Genomic DNA, 17,852 nt, shown 5'->3' with positions numbered 1-17,852 from the left:
GTCCTTTCGCAATCTAGGACATTTAGGGCTAAAGTCCTATGGTAACCTGAGGCGCAAACCACTATGATTAAATAAAATAAACGAGTAAAATAAATGACAGAGGGAGGAGGCAAATCTATGAATAACCCTTGGCGCTTTTTTATCGTCGCAGAAGCATTACTTTTTATTCTGGCGTTATGGCAAATTGTACATAATCCTGGATTAGCTGTTTTATTAACAATTGGCGTTTTACTTGTGGCCTACGTTTCCAGGAAAGCATCTAAAACACATTTTAACAACTTTCAATTCGTCCTCGGCGTTGTTTTTATTGTCATTGGTGCAATGAACAGTACAGCTGTTTGGTTTATGTTGATTTTTGGCGTACTCTTTATCGGCTTAAAAGGCTTTGAGATTTCAGGCGTGGATATAGCTGAGCGAGCACCTTGGCGTAAAAAACAAATGATTATGGTGGAGACGGCGGCAAAAGAACCTAAAAATGGCAAACGATTTAAACGCCGCTGGTTTGCCAATGAACGCATTGGTAACAATATCTATGAATGGGATGATATCAATATTGATTTAATCTCTGGGGACACCATTATTGATTTAGGTAATACGCTACTACCGAAAGAAGACAATATTATTATTATTCGTAAAGGTTTTGGCCGCACGCGAATTCTAGTACCGTTAGGTGTAGCTATTTTGTTAGAACATTCAACGTTTTACGGAACGGTACGTTTTGAAGAAGAAAAATATCAATTGAAAAACGAATCATTAAAAATTTACAGCAATGATTACGATACCAATCTTCGTCGTTTGAAAATTATGACGAACACTTTAGTAGGAGATGTTGAGGTGATCCGTGTATGACCGATCGGATTTCAAGACGCATGATTTCATTATATGCGTCCCTTAGCACCTTTATTGTTATCTTAATTACATTGTTTTCATATTTTCATTCGATTAAACAAAACCGGTGGCTATTAGAGCTTCTTCAGAGAAAAGTCTTTTATTTACCACTAATTGTGCACATTGTTCTCATATCCTTACTAATAGGCTTATTGACCTTTTTACTGATTTCATTGGTTCAAAAAGGGCAATATGGACGGATTGAAGAAAAACTTCGGTTATTGGCCAATGGTAATTATGAAAGTCCAGTCTTAAACAAACCAACGACCAGTGAAAATCAAGACCATTATCTAACCGAAGTCGAACAAGATATTTGGTCGATTAAAAATAAATTATTAGAGATGTCTAAAGAATTGCAATTATTAAACAGTCGACCGCAATTAATGGATGGGCAAACAAAAGAAGAAATTTTAGAGAACGAGCGGCATCGTTTGGCGCGGGAGTTGCATGATTCAGTCAGTCAACAACTTTTTGCAGCCATGATGATGTTGTCTGCCTTAAATGAACAAGCACAACGAACAGAAACCCCTGAACCATATCGCAAACAACTAGCCATGGTGGCAGAAATCATTAATGCCTCCCAATCGGAAATGCGCGCGTTACTATTGCACTTGCGTCCTATCAGTCTAGAAGGAAAAAGTTTGCGTAAAGGTATTGAACAATTACTGAAAGAACTACAAACAAAAATTAAAATTGAATTGATTTGGGATGTTGAAGATGTTCATTTAAATAGCAGCATTGAGGATCATCTTTTCCGAATTGTGCAGGAGTTACTTTCAAATACCTTAAGACATGCCAAAGCAAAGGAATTAGAGGTATACTTACACCAAGTCGATAAAAACGTGTTATTGCGTATTGTTGATGATGGTGTCGGCTTTGATATGAAGGAACAAAGTAATAAAGCTGGTAGTTATGGCTTAAATAATATTCGAGAACGTGTTGTCGGCATGGGCGGTACAGTTAAAATTATTAGTTTTAAAGGGCAGGGAACCAGCGTTGAAATTAAAGTTCCTGTCATAAAGGAGGAAACTGCAAGTGATCAAAGTAATGCTAGTGGATGACCATGAAATGGTCCGTTTAGGCGTTTCATCATATTTATCTATTCAAGAGGATATAGAAGTCGTAGGCGAAGCAGAAAACGGTAAGATTGGCTATGAAAAAGCATTGGAACTACGTCCAGATGTTATTTTGATGGATTTGGTAATGGAAGAAATGGACGGCATTGATTCAACAAAAGCGATCTTGAAAGATTGGCCAGAAGCCAAGATTATTATTGTGACGAGTTTTATTGATGATGAAAAAGTGTATCCGGCGATTGAAGCTGGTGCAGCAGGCTACCTATTAAAAACATCAACAGCTCATGAGATTGCTGATGCAATTCGGGCGACTTATCGCGGAGAGCGTGTGTTGGAACCTGAAGTGACGCATAAGATGATGGAACGGTTAACAAAAAAACAAGAGCCGGTGTTGCACGAAGATTTGACAAACCGAGAACACGAAATTTTAATGTTGATTGCACAAGGTAAAAGTAATCAGGAAATAGCTGATGAACTCTTTATCACTTTGAAAACAGTTAAAACACATGTTTCAAACATTTTAGCAAAACTAGATGTGGATGATCGGACCCAAGCGGCGATTTATGCTTTTCAACATGGTTTAGCCAAATAAATATCAGATAAATCCATAAATAAATTCTAGGAAATCCTTCTAGGAATTTATTTATGGATTTGTTATACTAATTTTAACGAACAGACAGGAGCGGTCAGAAGAAATGAAACAAAATTTTGCAATTATTGGTTTAGGACGTTTTGGCGGCAGCATATGCCAAACTTTGGTGGAAGCTGGTCAAGAAGTTTTGGCCATTGACAGCAGTGAAGACCGTGTCAATGAATATATGAACATTGCAACGCATGCAGTGGTGGCTAACGCCCAAGATGAAATGACGTTGCGTTCTTTAGGAATTCGGAATTTTGATCACGTAGTGGTGGCGATTGGTGAAGATATTCAAGCGAGTATTTTAGTGACACTAATGGTTAAAGAGATGGGGGTTCCCAATGTCTTAGCCAAAGCAGTCAATGAATATCATGCCCGTGTCTTAGATAAAATTGGGGCAGACATGGTCGTTCACCCAGAGCGGGATATGGGCATTCGAATTGCTCACAAACTTGTTTCACGCAATATTTTAGATTATATTGAATTATCTAGCGAATTTTCATTAGCTGAGGTTCGGGTCACCAATCCTAAATTTTACAATAAAACCTTAGCAGAATTAAATTTCCGTCAACGATTTGGTTTAACTGTGGTAGCGATCCGCCGCTCGAAAACAGAAGTAATTGCTTCGCCAGATGCTTCTGAAATTGTTCGAGAAAACGACAATTTATTAGTTATCGGTGATACCGCAGACGTGGATTTATTAGATGAAAAAATGAATGGCTAAGCACTTTATTCTCTAAAAGCACTGCGCTGTGCTACAATAAATGGCGACAGAGATGTGAAGGAGGAACAAAGAATGAAATTAGAAGTGACACCGAAAGCCCAACAATGGTTTAAAGAAGAAACCGGGGTTCAGCCTGAGACAGGCATTCGTTTTTTCGGAAAAATTTACGGAAAAACACCTGTTCATGATGGTTTTTCCATTGCGATGTCTGTAGAAGCGCCAGATGAGCCAATGATTAAAGAGAATCTAGATGGGATTACCTATTTTATTGAAGAAACAGATGATTGGTTCTTTAAAGGGTATGATTTGATTGTTGATTATGATGAAAAGAATGATGAACCGCGTTATCAATTTGAAGCAAACCAAGAAGATTTAACAAAATAATTTTAGTGTTAAACAGAAGAAGCTTAAGTAGTGCGTAGGACTATTTCTGTTGCTTTCGTTTAACCGCTAGTCAGCCTGAGAAAAAATCGTTTTGGATTTTTTCTCAGGTTCTTTCTATTTAATTAAGCTATTCTTAATTGGATATCGTTATTTAATAAGGCTATCATATGGTATAATGATAATTAACTGAAGTGTGGAGGAAATAAAATGCTATCAATTGTTGTCCCTTGTTATAATGAGGAAGCAGCGATTCCGCTGTTTTTTGAAGAAGTAGAAAAAATTAGCCAGCAACTATCTCATTCAGTAGAATATATATTTGTGAATGATGGCTCAAAAGATAATACGTTAGCTGTTTTAAGACAGCTTTATCGCGAACATCCAGAGAAGGTCCGTTATCTTTCTTTTTCACGAAATTTTGGGAAAGAAGCAGGCTTATACGCTGGTTTAAAAGAAGCAACAGGTGACTTAGTGACAGTCATGGACGTTGATTTACAAGACCCGCCTGAGTTATTACCTCAAATGATTGAGATGATTGAAACCAGTACAGATTTAGATTGTGTTGGCACACGACGCATAACAAGAGACGGCGAACCGCCCATTCGTAGCTTTTTTGCTCGGATGTTCTATAAACTCATTAATCGAATTGCTGAGACAGAAATGGTGGATGGTGCCCGTGACTTTCGTGTTATGACCCGACAAATGGTCGATGCGATTTTAGAGTTATCTGAGTATAATCGTTTTTCAAAAGGGATCTTTAGCTGGGTCGGCTTTAAAACAGAATATATTGAATTTAAAAATCGAGAACGAATTGCTGGAGAAACCTCTTGGTCTTTCTGGAGTCTATTAAGTTATTCAATTGACGGGATTGTCAATTTTTCAGAGACACCATTGAATATTGCTTCATACGTTGGCGCCTTTTCGTGTATTGGTTCTGCACTAGCAATGTTAGTGATTATCTTTCGAACATTAGTTAATGGTGATCCAACAAGCGGCTGGCCTTCAATGGTTTGTATTGTACTTTTTGTAGGTGGTTTGCAACTATTATGTTTAGGAATTATTGGCAAATATATTGGCAAAATTTTCTTAGAAACGAAAAAACGACCAATTTATATTGTAAAGGAATCAGAAAAAGATTCTAAAAAATAACCAAAAAAGCAGAGAAAAATTCTCTGCTTTTTTGTTATGCGTTAAAAAAAGTGTAAATAGGCTTTTCAGAAAAACAACATTTTTTACATAAAAAATACATTAACTTTACCTATTTTTATCTTAATGAAACAGCTTTGCTCTCGCGGTTGCAAGAAATAAATGTTAAAATCAAAAGGTATGCTATTAAATGTTTTTTTGGAGGTTGGGTCATGATAGAAGTTATCGATTTGAAAAAAGTATTCGATAATGGGTTTGAAGCGTTAAAATCGGTCAATTTTACGATTGAGCAAGGGGACTTGGTTTGTTTGTTAGGACCAAGTGGGTGTGGGAAATCCACAATTTTAAACTTAATTGCAGGTTTATTACATCCAAGTGATGGAGATATTCAGTTTCGACAGCAATCGGTTGTCAAAACAGCACCAAAAGATCGGAACATCGGGTTCGTTTTTCAAAACTATGCCTTATATCCACATATGACTGTTCTAGAAAACGTAATGTTTCCTTTGACAGTAGGAAGTAAGAAAGTTCCCAAGGCAGAGGCACAAGCTATTGCCGAAGAATATATGAAACTAACGAATATTGAAGAGTTAAGCCATAAAAAGCCAGGCACACTTTCTGGTGGTCAACAACAGCGTGTTGCGATTACCCGAGCGTTAGTTCAAAAACCAGATGTTTTATTATTAGATGAGCCTTTAAGTAACTTGGATGCACGTTTGCGTTTGAAAATTCGTGAAGAAATCCGCCGCTTGGTGAAAGAAGTAGGCATTACAACAATCTTTGTAACGCACGACCAAGAGGAAGCGCTATCAATCAGTGATAAAATTATTTTATTAAACGAAGGGGTTATTCAACAAAATGATGAACCTCAAAACCTTTACTTAGAACCAAATAACTTATTTGTTGCTCAGTTCATAGGTAACCCAATTATTAATTTATTGTCTGTTGAAGTGAAAGACGGCAAAATGTACCATGAAAGTTTTGAAATTCCGCTTGAGCGTTTTGAGCAAGCACGCTTTAAAATGCCAATGACTGATGGGAAATATACGTTTGCTTCTCGTCCAGAAGATGTGGTACCAGCTGAAACAGGTCTCTTTACCACAACGACAGATTTAGTGGAATTGATTGGTCGAGAACGTATTTTACGATTTACATTAGGAAATGAACAAGTGAAATCAATTGTAAGTGTAGAAGAAGCGATTGAAGAAGGAGACACTTTATCTTTTGATTTTTCATATAAAAAAGTATTTATCTTTAACGAAGCGGGAGACCGGGTTTACTAATGAAAAAATACAATCCAGAAAATCAACCAAAAGCATGGCTCTTCCTTCTGCCATCATTAGGAATCATTTTACTGTTTAGCGTTTATCCGCTGTTTCGTTCTTTGTGGATGAGCTTCCAAAAAGGTTCCTTAATTAACCAACGCTACGCTGGTTTAGAAAATTATCAACGTGTATTGAATGATCCAATCTTCTATAAAGCGTTAAAAAATACAGCGCTCTATGCATTTGCTGTGGTACCGATTGCCTTGATAATTTCCCTAGCAATTGCTTGGATTATCTTTGAAAAAGTTAAACATAAGAGTTTCTTTGAAACGATTTTCTTTATGCCTTATGTAACGAGTACGATTGCCATTGGGATTGTCTTCCGTTACTTCTTTAATGGCGATTATGGAATTGTCAATTACGTCTTAGGTTTTTTCGGCATTCCTTCTGTCAACTGGCTAGATAATGTTCAAATGAGTATGCCAACATTGATTATTTTTGGGGTTTGGACGAGTTTAGCATTTAATATTATTATTTTGTTGGCGGGTTTGAGAAATATTGATGAAGAACACTTTAAAATAGCGAAAATGTTTGGTGCCTCAGACGGCGAAATTTTCCGACGTATTACGTTTCCGCAGCTAGTCCCGACCATTGCCTTTTTATTAACGGTCAATTTAATTGGCGCCTTTAAAGTTTATACACAAGTTTATGCTTTATTCGGTGGTCGTGCGGGGATTGCCAATAGTGCCACAACCGCAGTGTACTATATTTATGACAAATTCCACATTGCAGGGCGTCCCGGAATTGCGATGGCCGCCACAGTGATTTTATTTGTGATTATTTTAGTGGTCACTTTCTTACAAAATAAACTCTTAAAGAAAGTGGGGCAATAAGCCAATGAAAAAAGTTTTAACGATTATCGCATTTGTTTTCTTAGGCATTTTAGCCGTTATTACGTTATTTCCATTTGTCTATATGATTTTAGCTGGTTTAATGAGTTATTCTGAAGCGACCAGCATGCCGCCAACCATGTTTCCAAAACAACCACAATGGCAAAACTACACAGAGGTCTTTCAAAAAGCACCCTTTCTTCGGTATTTCTTGAACACAGTCTTTGTTTCAGGCGTTACAACGATTGCTACGGTAGTCACCGCCGTTTTAGCTTCATTCGCGTTAACGAGTTTGAAGTTCCGTTTTAAAAATGTGGTCATTGCTTTGATGATTTCGTTATTAATGGTTCCGTATGAATCTATTATTTTTACCAATTATCAAACGATTGCGCAATTAGGTTTGTTAAATACTTACAGCGCCTTAATTATTCCATTTTTAACTAGTATTTTTTATATTTACTATTTAAACGGTTATTTAAAAGGTATTCCTGATACTTTTTACAAGGCTGCCAAGATTGATGGTGCTAGTGATTTAGAATATATTTGGCGTATTTTAGTACCAATGTCAAAACCAGCGTTAGTAACAGTAGGGATTTTAACATTTATTTCTAGTTGGAATTCTTTCTTGTGGCCATTGTTGGTGACGAACGAGAAAAAATACCGTTTATTGAATAATGGACTATCGGCCTTTGCGACAGAGAGCGGTAGTGACGTACATTTACAAATGGCTGCTGCAACATTAACGGTTATTCCAATTTTAATTATTTACTTGATTTTCAGAAAAGAAATTATCAGAGGAGTTGCAAAAAATGGAATCAAAGGCTAAAACAACTGTGACTTTTCACAGTGGCATTTTAACAATTGGAGGAACCGTGATTGAAGTGGCGTATAAAGATGCCCACATCTTCTTTGATTTTGGTACAGAATTTCGACCAGAATTAGATTTGCCCGATGATCACATTGAAACCTTAATTAATAATCGTTTAGTGCCAGAATTAAAAGACTTATATGATCCACGTTTAGGTTATGAATATCATGGTGCAGAAGACAAAGAGTATCAACACACCGCTGTTTTCTTATCTCATGCCCATTTAGATCATTCACGCATGATTAACTATTTAGACCCAGCTGTTCCGTTGTACACACTAAAAGAAACGAAAATGATTCTAAATAGTTTAAATCGCAAAGGTGATTTTTTGATTCCATCACCGTTTGAAGAAAAGAATTTTACCCGAGAAATGATTGGTCTTAATAAAAACGATGTGATTAAAGTTGGCGAAATTTCAGTGGAAATCGTACCTGTTGATCATGATGCGTACGGTGCTTCGGCATTACTGATTCGCACGCCTGACCATTTCATCACATACACAGGTGATTTGCGCTTACATGGCCATAATCGTGAAGAGACTTTAGCTTTTTGTGAAAAAGCCAAACATACTGAATTATTAATGATGGAAGGCGTAAGCATTAGCTTCCCAGAACGTGAACCAGATCCAGCCCAAATAGCGGTTGTCAGTGAAGAAGATCTTGTTCAGCACTTGGTTCGTTTAGAACTAGAAAACCCGAATCGACAAATTACCTTTAATGGTTATCCAGCAAACGTGGAACGTTTTGCTAAGATTATTGAAAAGTCACCACGTACAGTCGTTTTAGAAGCAAATATGGCTGCGTTGTTACTTGAAGTATTTGGAATAGAAGTTCGTTATTATTATGCTGAATCTGGTAAAATACCAGAATTGAATCCAGCGTTAGAAATCCCGTATGACACGTTACTAAAGGACAAAACAGACTATTTGTGGCAAGTTGTGAACCAGTTTGACAACCTCCAAGAAGGTAGTTTATACATTCACAGTGATGCACAACCGTTAGGGGACTTTGATCCACAGTATCGCGTGTTTTTAGATTTGTTGGCTAATAAAGACATTACTTTTGTCCGTTTAGCTTGTTCAGGACATGCAATTCCAGAAGATCTGGATAAAATTATTGCATTGATTGAACCTCAAGTATTGGTTCCAATCCATACGTTAAAACCAGAAAAACTGGAAAACCCGTATGGTGAAAGAATATTGCCAGAACGTGGCGAGCAAATTGTTTTATAAATTTTTTTAAGGGAGAGAAAAAAATGAAGTTCAAAACTCTAGCAACAACAGTGTTAGCAACCGCAGCTATTTTCGCATTGGGGGCTTGTGGTAACGGTAATGGGGCCAAAGAATCAAACGATATTGTGAAAGAAGTGAAGGAAGATACGACAATCACTTTCTGGCATGCAATGAATGGGGTTCAAGAAGAAGCGTTAACAAAATTAACGAAAGACTTCATGAAAGAAAATCCAAAAATTAAAGTGGAATTACAAAATCAATCTGCTTACCCTGATTTACAAGCCAAAATCAATTCGACTTTAACTTCACCAAAAGATTTACCAACAATTACGCAAGCGTACCCAGGCTGGTTATGGAATGCTGCACAAGATGAAATGTTAGTGGACTTAAAACCATATATGGATGATGACACAATCGGCTGGAAAGATGCAGAGCCAATTCGTGAAGTGTTGTTAGATGGCGCCAAAATCGACGGCAAACAATACGGCATTCCATTTAATAAATCGACAGAAATGTTATTCTATAATGCTGATTTGTTGAAAGAATATGGTGTTGAAGTACCGAAAACATTAGAGGAATTAAAAGAAGCTTCTAAAACAATTTACGAAAAATCCAACAAAGAAGTCGTTGGTGCTGGTTTTGACTCGTTAAATAACTATTACGCAATTGGAATGAAAAACAAAGGCGTTGATTTTAATAAAGACTTAGATTTAACAAGCAAAGATTCACAAGAAGTCGTGGACTATTACCGTGACGGTATCGAAGCAGGTTACTTCCGCACAGCTGGTTCAGATAAATATTTATCTGGCCCATTTGCAAACAAAAAGGTAGCGATGTTTGTCGGTAGTATTGCTGGTGCTGGTTTTGTTCAAAAAGATGCTGAAGCTGGTGGCTATGAATATGGTGTTGCACCACGTCCTGAAAAAATCAACTTACAACAAGGAACAGATATTTATATGTTCGATAGTGCTACGCCAGAACAACGGACAGCGGCATTTGAATTCATGAAATTCTTAGCAACGCCTGATTCACAATTGTACTGGGCACAACAAACAGGTTATATGCCAATTCTAGAATCTGTTTTACACAGTGATGAGTACAAAAATTCTAAGACAACCAAAGTACCTGCACAACTTGAAAACGCAGTAAAAGATTTATTCGCTATCCCAGTAGAAGAAAATGCTGATTCAGCCTATAATGAAATGCGGACAATTATGGAAAGTATTTTTGCTTCATCAAATAAAGACACGAAAAAATTATTGAAAGATGCAACGTCACAATTTGAACAAGCATGGAACCAATAATCAATAAATAAACAGACGTGGGAGGTTGGGATCTGAGTCGTTATGGCTCGTGTTCTAACCTTCCTGTTCTTTTGGGCGGAAGAAGGAGAGAAACAAAATGCAAATAAAAATTTTAGCAACAAGTGATATGCATGGGTATATTATGCCAACAAGTTATAGTGAAAAAAAGATGGATTTGCCTTTTGGAACCGCGAAAGCAGCAACCATGCTGAAAAAGTTACGTGCGTCTGCCAAAGGACCAGTTTTTCAAATTGAAAATGGGGATTTTATTCAAGGTTCGCCGCTTAGTTATTACGTAAGAAAAGCAGAAACACATTCAGTGGAAGCCATCACTAAGATCATTAATCAAATGGATTATGATGTTAGCATTTTAGGTAACCACGAATTTAATTACGGATTAGATTATTTAAAGGAAACGATTGCCAGTTATCAACAGCCAGTTTTAGCTGCCAATATTCTTGGTAAAGATGGACAACCTTATTTCGGTCAGCCGTATGTCATCATAGAAAAACAAGGGGTTAAAGTAGCCATCCTTGGCGTGACGACTCAATATATTCCTCATTGGGAACAGCCGGCAACAGTCAAAGATTTAACGTTTAAAAGTGTCGTTGAAACAGCGGCAGAATACGTGCCAAAACTGCGGGAAGAAGCGGACCTAGTTGTTGTCGCTTACCATGGCGGTTTTGAAAAAGATTTAGAAACAGGGGAACCCACGGAATTACTAACAGGAGAAAATGAAGGCTACGATTTATTGGAAAAAGTTCCTGGGATTGATGCCTTAGTCACTGGTCACCAACATCGAGAAATTGCTACAAAACTGAATGGAATACCTGTGATTCAACCAGGTTTTCGAGGAGCTTTCGTTGGAGAAATTACTTTAGAAATTGAACCTATGGCTAAAGGCTATCGCGTTATCGGAAGTGATGCAGCTATTCATCCTGTTGGGAACGAACAACCAGATGCAGAAATTTTAGCTTTGACAACAGCGTTACATGACGAGGTAGAAGAGTGGCTTGACCAACCAGTGGGAAATGTGGAAGGGGATATGACGATTCAAAATCCGAATGCCGTACGCCTCAAAGAACATCCATATATAGAATTTATTAATAACGTCCAAATGGCTTCAAGCGGAACGGATATTTCAGGGACTGCACTTTTTAACAATGAAGGCAAAGGGTTTAATAATCAAATTACGATGCGCGATATCATTACCAACTACATTTATCCAAATACCTTGGCTGTATTGCGTGTCACTGGACAAGACCTCCGTGAAGCGTTAGAACAAAGCGCTACTTATTTTGTGTTAGAAAAAGGCCAACCAATTTTTAACCCGAAATATGTCGATCCAAAACCACAATACTATAATTATGATATGTATGAAGGCATTGAGTATACGCTTGATTTAAGACGACCGTTTGGTGAAAGAGTGACGAAACTTAATTATCATGGCAAAGCAGTGCAAGCAGAAGATGTTTTGGAAATCGTGACAAATCAATACCGAGCAGTCGGTGGCGGAAACTATCAAATGTTCCAACCTGAAAAAATTATTCGAGAAATTCAAATTGATATGACGGAACTGATTGCAGAATATTTGAAAAAACATCCAATCATTCAAGCGTCGACAAATGATAACTTCAAGGTTATCTGGTAAAAAATAGCAAAAAAAGCCTTCAACCATGCAATTACTTGAAAGATGGTTGAAGGCCTTTTTTGAGTTAATAGCCTTTTTTTAAGGAAACTTGGTTTTTGACGAGGGTCTGATCCGTCACAAATTGATTTAAGTTTGGAATAAAAATCGCCAGTAATTTTGATTTGAACTTCGGTGTCATGCCAGAAATATGAGGTGTTAATAAAACATTCTGCATCTCCCATAAAGGGCTATCTTCGGGAAGAGGTTCTTCTTCAAAGACATCTAAGGCAGCAAAAGCAATGGTTTTATTGTTTAAGGCAGTTATCAAATCGTTCGTTGCTACTGAGGCGCCGCGACCAACATTTACGAAAATTGTTTCAGGAGCCATTTTTTCAAAAAGTGCCTGATTGTATAAATGTTTTGTTGTTTCAGTCAAAGGAAGAATGTTCACAACAATGGACATTTCATGGATAATTTTACTCATATTCTTCTGTGAATAGCATTCAATGAAGCCTTCCGTCACATGTCCAGAGGTATTCACGCCATAAACTTGAAGATTTAAACCTTTAGCAAATTTAGCTAATTGTTGTCCGATTTGTCCAGTGCCTACGATTAACATTTTTTGCCCAGAAAGTTGTTGATAGGAAGGGGCTGTTTGATTCCATGTGTGTTGCATTTGTTGTTGGATACTTTCTTGCAGTCCGCGGGTATGTGCTAATAAAACGCCTAAAACATGTTCTGAGATAGAAACACTATGGATTCCGCTACCATTAGACAACAGAATGCCTTTTTCTCTTAATTTATCAAAATCCATATAATCAGCACCAGCAGAAATGAGCTGAATCCATTTTAGGTGACTAGTCTCAGAGGCTAATAAACGCGGACCAATTTCTTTATGCCAGCCTAACATAATTTCGATTGCCTCTTCTTCAGCAGAGGATAAATGATCGGTAGATGTTTTAACTAGATAATTGGGTGCCACAGCTTTCACTTGTTCCAGTTGTTCTTCGTTGAATACTTCATTTAAATAAATAATTGGTTGGTTCATCTTTCTTCCTCCTAGCACTTTTTATTGTATCAAAAATAAATTTAAAAGAGAAAAAGAAAGGCTTTTCAGTAAAGCAGAAAGCCAAGGACAAAAATCCGTTTTAGATTTTTGTCCTTGGCTTAAAAACTGCTAAAGTCCAGCGCTAACCTTATTTAGGTACACCGTTTTCAAATAAACTTGTACTATGAACTGGTTGACGTCGAGCATCGGGCCGTAAGTAATGTAAAGCATTATTTACGGCAGTAGGTGCCTCACCAAAGCCTGTAGCGATTAATTTCACTTTTCCCTCATAGGAACAGATATCCCCTACAGCGTATACACCAGGAATGTTAGTTGACATATCGGAATGAACATTAATAGCATTTCTAGAAACGTCTAATCCCCATTCTTTGAGGTGTGTTAAAGAAGAAGTGAAGCCATAATTGATAATTAAATCATCCAGAGGGAGATCCAATGTTTGGTCACCTTTTGTCTCCGTTAATTGGATGCCTGTGAACGTTTCATTTTCCTTTAAAATATCACTAATGATATAAGGAGTTCTGATAGAAACACTAGATTTTTCCAGTTGTTCCACGCTATGTTCGTGGCCGCGAAATTGTGGGCGACGATGGATAATAGATACTTCTTCTGCAACGTTTTCTAGCATTAAAGCCCAATCAATTGCAGAATCGCCGCCACCAGCTATCGCAACTTTTTTGCCAGCGAATTTTTTCATGTCAGTCACATAATAATGGATTGACTCACCTTCAAAGGCTTCAACATTTTCGATAGCTAAACGTCGAGGTTGGAAAGCACCGTTACCAATCGCAAAGATAACCGTTTTAGAATAATGTGTGCCTTTAGTTGTGTCTAAGCGCAGAAGTCCATCTGCTTCCTGTGCAAGGTGTGTGACCTCTTCTTCCAAACAAACATCGTGCTGAAATGGCTGCATCTGTTTTTCCAAATTGGCAATTAACTCACCGGCTTTAATAGCAGGGAATCCAGGAATATCATAAATATATTTTTCGGGATACAGCATTGTTAGCTGACCACCTAATTGCGGCAGGCTATCAATGATTTTCGTTTTCGCTTTACGAATTCCCGCATAAAAAGCGGCAAATAATCCAACAGGACCGCCGCCGATAATCGTTAAATCATAAATATCTTTTTCATCAGACATTTGAAAATTCCTCCTAATTCATTTAGGGTTGAGACAACTATTGATCGTTTTGCGAACACTTCACAAAATAGCACGGCTTTTCGAAAAAAGCAAGTTTGGCTAACGAATCAAAGCATTCTTTAATCATTGGAAAAAGATCATAGCAATTTTCAGCATTTTTCGATATGATGGAACTATAAAATAATTATCTAGGAGGACATTCTCATGTCACAATTTCCACAATTAGATTTAGAAAATGCTAAAGGCCCAAAAGCGGTCATTAAAACAAACCGAGGCGACATCACTGTTCAATTATTCCCAGAACAAGCGCCTAAAACGGTTAAAAATTTTGTTGAATTAGCGAAAAAGGGCTACTATGATGGCGTTATTTTCCATCGTGTGATTCCTGATTTTATGATTCAAGGCGGTGACCCAACCGGAACAGGAATGGGCGGCGAAAGTATTTATGGAGAAGCATTTGAGGATGAATTTTCTCGGGATGTTTTCAATTTGCGTGGCGCATTGTCAATGGCAAATGCTGGTCCTAACACAAATGGTAGCCAATTCTTTGTTGTTACTAATCAAAATGTTCCAGCTCAAATGATGAGTCAGTTAGAAGACGCTGGTTTTCCAGAAGAAATTATTGAAGCTTACAAACAAGGCGGAACACCTTGGTTAGACTTCCGTCATACTGTTTTTGGTCATGTTGTGGATGGTATGGATGTAGTGGATGAAATTGGTGGAGTCCAACGGGATGCCCAAGACCGTCCAACATTTGACGTCGTGATGGACACAGTTGAAATCATTGGTGAATAAGTTTAACCAATTGAAAAAGAGAGTACCAACGAGGGACAAATTCGTTGGTACTCTTTATTTTTTTCTTAAAACGACTAACTTTTTTTTAAAAGCATCCAAATCTCTTCTTTTAATGAAGTCTTTATAGGATACTGAGTTAAAGAATAGAAGGAGAGGAAGCAAATTTGTTAGAAAAATACAGATATCCAATGGCCTTGGCTTTGTTTGCAGTGATACTCCCATTTATAGGAACGTTTTTTACGTATGTAGATCAGCAAGGAATCGTTCATGAACCAGGATTTTATACAATAATAATTGGAGAAATTTTACTTCTATTTTCAGGTATCTGGTTCGTCAGAGTTTATTTAGCTAAACGCAAAAGAAAGAATTAAAAACAGCTGTCCTAAAAACTAGGACAGCTGTTTTTAATTAAAGGCTTTTTTGATACGTAAAAGGCCTTCTTCGAGAGTTTCTTTTGAACAAGCTAAGTTTAAACGCATGTGTTGAGAACCTTGGGGACCAAAACTAATTCCTGGATTTAGAACCACTTTCCCCTTATGAATTAAGGTATCGCGAAGTTCCCGATCCGTTAGCGAATAAGAACTAAAGTCTAACCATAAAAGATAGGTTCCTTCAGGCTCCATTACACGAACGCTAGGCAGCTCTTCACGGAAAAAGGAAAGGGCAAAATCAATATTTTCTTTTAAATAATCCAGTAACGCCGTTAGCCATTCCTCCCCTGTTTGATAGGCAGCTGCCGTTCCAACGTAGCCAAAAGTATTGATACCGCCTTGATGATTTTTGTCTTGTAAAGATACGAAAGATTGCCGTAGTTTTTCATTAGGAATGAACAGCATTGAATTTTTAATACCCGCTAAATTAAAGGTTTTCGTTGCCGCGGTTAAGGTAACTGTGAATTCCTTAAATGCTTCATCAGCGACAGTGAAGGAAGTGAAGGTATGCGGTTTGAAAATCAAATCCTGATGAATTTCATCGCTAACCACAGTTACTTGGTGTTTTTGGCATAAACGGCCAATTGCTAGCAATTCTTCTTTTGTCCAAACACGCCCACCAGGATTATGGGGATTACAAAAAAGTAACAGTTTCACCTTTTCTTCGATTATCTGTTGTTCCATTTTAACCAAATCAACTTCATAATGTCCGTTAACTTCTAGTAAAGAATGGCGCACAAGTCTACGCTCATTTTGTTTTACCACATCTGCAAAAGGGGGGTAGACTGGATCACAAATCATGACAGAATCCGCAGGTACTGTATACGCTTGAACGGCTGTGGCCAAACTGGGAACCACGCCACTATTAAACAAAATTTCTTCTTTTTCAACAATTAATTGATGGTGTTGCCGTTGCCAATCTTGAATTGCTTGATACAGTTCATTAGGTGCAATTGCATATCCTAGAATGCCTTGTTCAATAACTTGTGACAAGGCATCAAGAATAGGCTGATGTACTTTGAAATCCATATCAGCAACCCATAAAGGTAGTAAATCTTTTTCGTGGTAACTCGTTTCAACGGTGTCCCATTTAACACAATTCGTGTGACGACGATCAATGGTTTCATTAAAATTAAACATAAGATAACTCCTTTTCTTCTATATAAAGTCTTACTTCCTATAGTATAGTAGATTTTGCTTAAAAGATGAAACAATTGTTTTAACAACTAGGGAAGAAATAATGCACAAACGTTGAAAAAATGCTATTATTTTAAATGAGTAGAAACGGAAAAAGAAATTTATCGTATGAAAAGAGGAAATTTGATGAAGTACAAAATTGGTATGGTACTTTCTGGCACAATTACCGGACTTCAACCATATGGCGCATTTGTTTCTTTAGACGAAGAAACACAAGGACTGATTCATGTTTCGGAAGTACAAGCTGGCTTTACTAAAAATATCCATGGACTCTTAACCGTTGGACAAAAAGTAACCGTTCAAGTTATTGATGTTGATGAATATTCTCAAAAGATTAGCTTATCTTTACGGACCCTTGAAGACAAAGTTCATTCAGTGAACCATCGACGCAAAAAATATTTTACGGATAAGAATAAAAAAATTGGCTTTGCAACCTTAGACAAAGAACTTCCAGAATGGATTGATGAAGCCATGGATAAATTGCTTGAAAAATAATTCTGTATTTTTTCAGAAAGTGTGTTACAATTTCTTTTGTTAGTGAATCTAAAAATTAATTGAGGTGGATGTCGTGTCTAACAAAAAAGTCGCTGGAACAATCATACTGAACTTAAACGATGGTAGTAAAAAATTTTTGATGCATCCAATAGGTGAAGCGATTGAGTTTGCGATGGCAAAAGTTTCTGATGAGATGACGGGTTTAGCTAGTATGCTACAATGGTTCAAAGAAGAGGTTCAATTGGACGTTACTTCAATTAGCTTAGTAGAATTAACTAACGCGCATATCAATAAAGAAAATGTTCCGCTGTTTGTCTTCGAGATGGATGAACAAGCACTTAAAAATGAAATGGATAAAGACTATACATGGGTAGCACCTGCAGAATTAAAAACGATTTGGTCAAAATATCATATTGAAGGTGTCCCAATGTTTTAAACAAAAAAGAAAGAATCTGTCGATAATCGAACAGATTCTTTCTTTTTTTATGTTGTACGTAAAAAAGTTAATCGAACTATTTCAAAAATATGATTCAAATTGTTCGATTTTTAATAAGGAATTAAACTGTTTTGATAGACAATTAGGATTTAAAAAGTTTAAAAACGAAATAATTGAAAAGAATGAAAACAGATTGAAAACTTCTTTTAATTTTTTTGAAAAAAAGTGTTGACCAAACATCAAAATCTTGA

At 37.0% G+C, this 17,852-nt stretch carries 20 protein-coding genes; 17 read left to right on the top strand and 3 right to left on the bottom strand.

The window, feature by feature from the left end; translation table 11 throughout:
- Positions 1 to 117: 117 nt before the first annotated feature.
- The 12 genes from liaF to AB3I34_RS11280 all read left to right on the top strand — a co-directional run bounded on the left by liaF (position 118) and on the right by AB3I34_RS11280 (position 12,061).
- Positions 118 to 849 carry a cell wall-active antibiotics response protein LiaF gene (gene liaF, locus AB3I34_RS11335; RefSeq protein WP_002381168.1) on the top strand — a complete coding sequence of 244 codons (732 nt, stop codon included), beginning with the start codon at positions 118 to 120 and terminating at the stop codon, positions 847 to 849.
- Complete coding sequence (locus tag AB3I34_RS11330; RefSeq protein WP_010712799.1) at positions 846 to 1,949, top strand: sensor histidine kinase; 1,104 nt, start codon at positions 846 to 848, stop codon at positions 1,947 to 1,949. The genes liaF and AB3I34_RS11330 overlap by 4 nt, the downstream gene beginning before the upstream one ends.
- Positions 1,924 to 2,556 (top strand): response regulator transcription factor, encoded by a 633-nt coding sequence (locus tag AB3I34_RS11325; protein ID WP_002355137.1) that lies wholly within the window; start codon positions 1,924 to 1,926, stop codon positions 2,554 to 2,556. The genes AB3I34_RS11330 and AB3I34_RS11325 overlap by 26 nt, the downstream gene beginning before the upstream one ends.
- A gap of 103 nt (positions 2,557 to 2,659) precedes the next feature.
- On the top strand, positions 2,660 to 3,325 hold the full coding sequence (locus AB3I34_RS11320) for a TrkA family potassium uptake protein (protein WP_002355139.1): 666 nt from the start codon (positions 2,660 to 2,662) through the stop codon (positions 3,323 to 3,325).
- 54 nt (positions 3,326 to 3,379) lie between these two features.
- A complete protein-coding gene (locus AB3I34_RS11315) occupies positions 3,380 to 3,709 on the top strand; it encodes a HesB/YadR/YfhF family protein (protein WP_002355140.1) in 330 nt (109 codons plus the stop codon).
- Positions 3,710 to 3,916: 207 nt separating this feature from the next.
- Entirely contained in the window at positions 3,917 to 4,855 is a 939-nt protein-coding gene (locus tag AB3I34_RS11310) for a glycosyltransferase family 2 protein (protein WP_002373102.1), read from the top strand.
- Positions 4,856 to 5,001: 146 nt separating this feature from the next.
- Positions 5,002 to 6,135: an ABC transporter ATP-binding protein gene (locus tag AB3I34_RS11305; RefSeq protein ID WP_002396511.1), complete on the top strand. Its 1,134-nt coding sequence runs from the start codon at positions 5,002 to 5,004 to the stop codon at positions 6,133 to 6,135.
- Positions 6,135 to 7,010, top strand: a complete 876-nt coding sequence (locus AB3I34_RS11300; RefSeq protein WP_002355143.1) for a carbohydrate ABC transporter permease — start codon at positions 6,135 to 6,137, stop codon at positions 7,008 to 7,010. Before AB3I34_RS11305 ends, AB3I34_RS11300 begins: the two co-directional genes overlap by 1 nt.
- A 4-nt stretch (positions 7,011 to 7,014) precedes the next feature.
- A complete protein-coding gene (locus tag AB3I34_RS11295; RefSeq protein WP_002355144.1) occupies positions 7,015 to 7,833 on the top strand; it encodes a carbohydrate ABC transporter permease in 819 nt (272 codons plus the stop codon).
- Positions 7,817 to 9,106 (top strand): MBL fold metallo-hydrolase, encoded by a 1,290-nt coding sequence (locus AB3I34_RS11290; protein WP_002367311.1) that lies wholly within the window; start codon positions 7,817 to 7,819, stop codon positions 9,104 to 9,106. The genes AB3I34_RS11295 and AB3I34_RS11290 overlap by 17 nt, the downstream gene beginning before the upstream one ends.
- 23 nt (positions 9,107 to 9,129) lie before the next feature.
- On the top strand, positions 9,130 to 10,410 hold the full coding sequence (locus AB3I34_RS11285; protein ID WP_002359172.1) for an extracellular solute-binding protein: 1,281 nt from the start codon (positions 9,130 to 9,132) through the stop codon (positions 10,408 to 10,410).
- Positions 10,411 to 10,507: 97 nt separating this feature from the next.
- On the top strand, positions 10,508 to 12,061 hold the full coding sequence (locus AB3I34_RS11280; RefSeq protein ID WP_010826688.1) for a bifunctional UDP-sugar hydrolase/5'-nucleotidase: 1,554 nt from the start codon (positions 10,508 to 10,510) through the stop codon (positions 12,059 to 12,061).
- A gap of 64 nt (positions 12,062 to 12,125) precedes the next feature.
- On the opposite strand, the gene AB3I34_RS11275 is transcribed toward AB3I34_RS11280, so the two are convergent.
- Both AB3I34_RS11275 and AB3I34_RS11270 read right to left on the bottom strand, forming a co-directional pair.
- Positions 12,126 to 13,088: a phosphoglycerate dehydrogenase gene (locus AB3I34_RS11275; RefSeq protein ID WP_002380857.1), complete on the bottom strand. Its 963-nt coding sequence runs from the start codon at positions 13,086 to 13,088 to the stop codon at positions 12,126 to 12,128.
- Positions 13,089 to 13,236: 148 nt separating this feature from the next.
- Complete coding sequence (locus tag AB3I34_RS11270; protein WP_002368301.1) at positions 13,237 to 14,247, bottom strand: NAD(P)/FAD-dependent oxidoreductase; 1,011 nt, start codon at positions 14,245 to 14,247, stop codon at positions 13,237 to 13,239.
- A gap of 204 nt (positions 14,248 to 14,451) precedes the next feature.
- On the opposite strand from AB3I34_RS11270, the gene AB3I34_RS11265 reads away from it, so the two are divergent.
- Positions 14,452 to 15,042 (top strand): peptidylprolyl isomerase, encoded by a 591-nt coding sequence (locus AB3I34_RS11265; protein WP_002355150.1) that lies wholly within the window; start codon positions 14,452 to 14,454, stop codon positions 15,040 to 15,042.
- A gap of 164 nt (positions 15,043 to 15,206) precedes the next feature.
- Entirely contained in the window at positions 15,207 to 15,413 is a 207-nt protein-coding gene (locus AB3I34_RS11260) for a DUF3955 domain-containing protein (RefSeq protein ID WP_002355151.1), read from the top strand.
- A gap of 33 nt (positions 15,414 to 15,446) precedes the next feature.
- On the opposite strand, the gene AB3I34_RS11255 is transcribed toward AB3I34_RS11260, so the two are convergent.
- The gene (locus tag AB3I34_RS11255) at positions 15,447 to 16,613 is read right to left on the bottom strand and encodes a MalY/PatB family protein (protein WP_010712797.1); all 1,167 of its coding nucleotides are present in this window, start codon (positions 16,611 to 16,613) and stop codon (positions 15,447 to 15,449) included.
- A 183-nt stretch (positions 16,614 to 16,796) separates the two neighbouring features.
- On the opposite strand from AB3I34_RS11255, the gene AB3I34_RS11250 reads away from it, so the two are divergent.
- From AB3I34_RS11250 to AB3I34_RS11240, 3 genes are all read left to right on the top strand, one after another.
- Positions 16,797 to 17,165, top strand: a complete 369-nt coding sequence (locus AB3I34_RS11250) for a CvfD/Ygs/GSP13 family RNA-binding post-transcriptional regulator (protein WP_002365178.1) — start codon at positions 16,797 to 16,799, stop codon at positions 17,163 to 17,165.
- A gap of 64 nt (positions 17,166 to 17,229) precedes the next feature.
- Positions 17,230 to 17,601: a hypothetical protein gene (locus tag AB3I34_RS11245; protein WP_002385270.1), complete on the top strand. Its 372-nt coding sequence runs from the start codon at positions 17,230 to 17,232 to the stop codon at positions 17,599 to 17,601.
- Positions 17,585 to 17,833: a hypothetical protein gene (locus tag AB3I34_RS11240; protein WP_025189424.1), complete on the top strand. Its 249-nt coding sequence runs from the start codon at positions 17,585 to 17,587 to the stop codon at positions 17,831 to 17,833. The genes AB3I34_RS11245 and AB3I34_RS11240 overlap by 17 nt, the downstream gene beginning before the upstream one ends.
- Positions 17,834 to 17,852 lie beyond the last annotated feature (19 nt).

The organism is Enterococcus sp. C102(2024) (assembly GCF_040888205.1).
Taxonomy (GTDB): Bacteria; Bacillota; Bacilli; order Lactobacillales; family Enterococcaceae; genus Enterococcus; species Enterococcus faecalis.
Note: the sequence above shows the minus strand (reverse complement) of the source record. Positions and strands in the feature narration are given on the sequence as shown.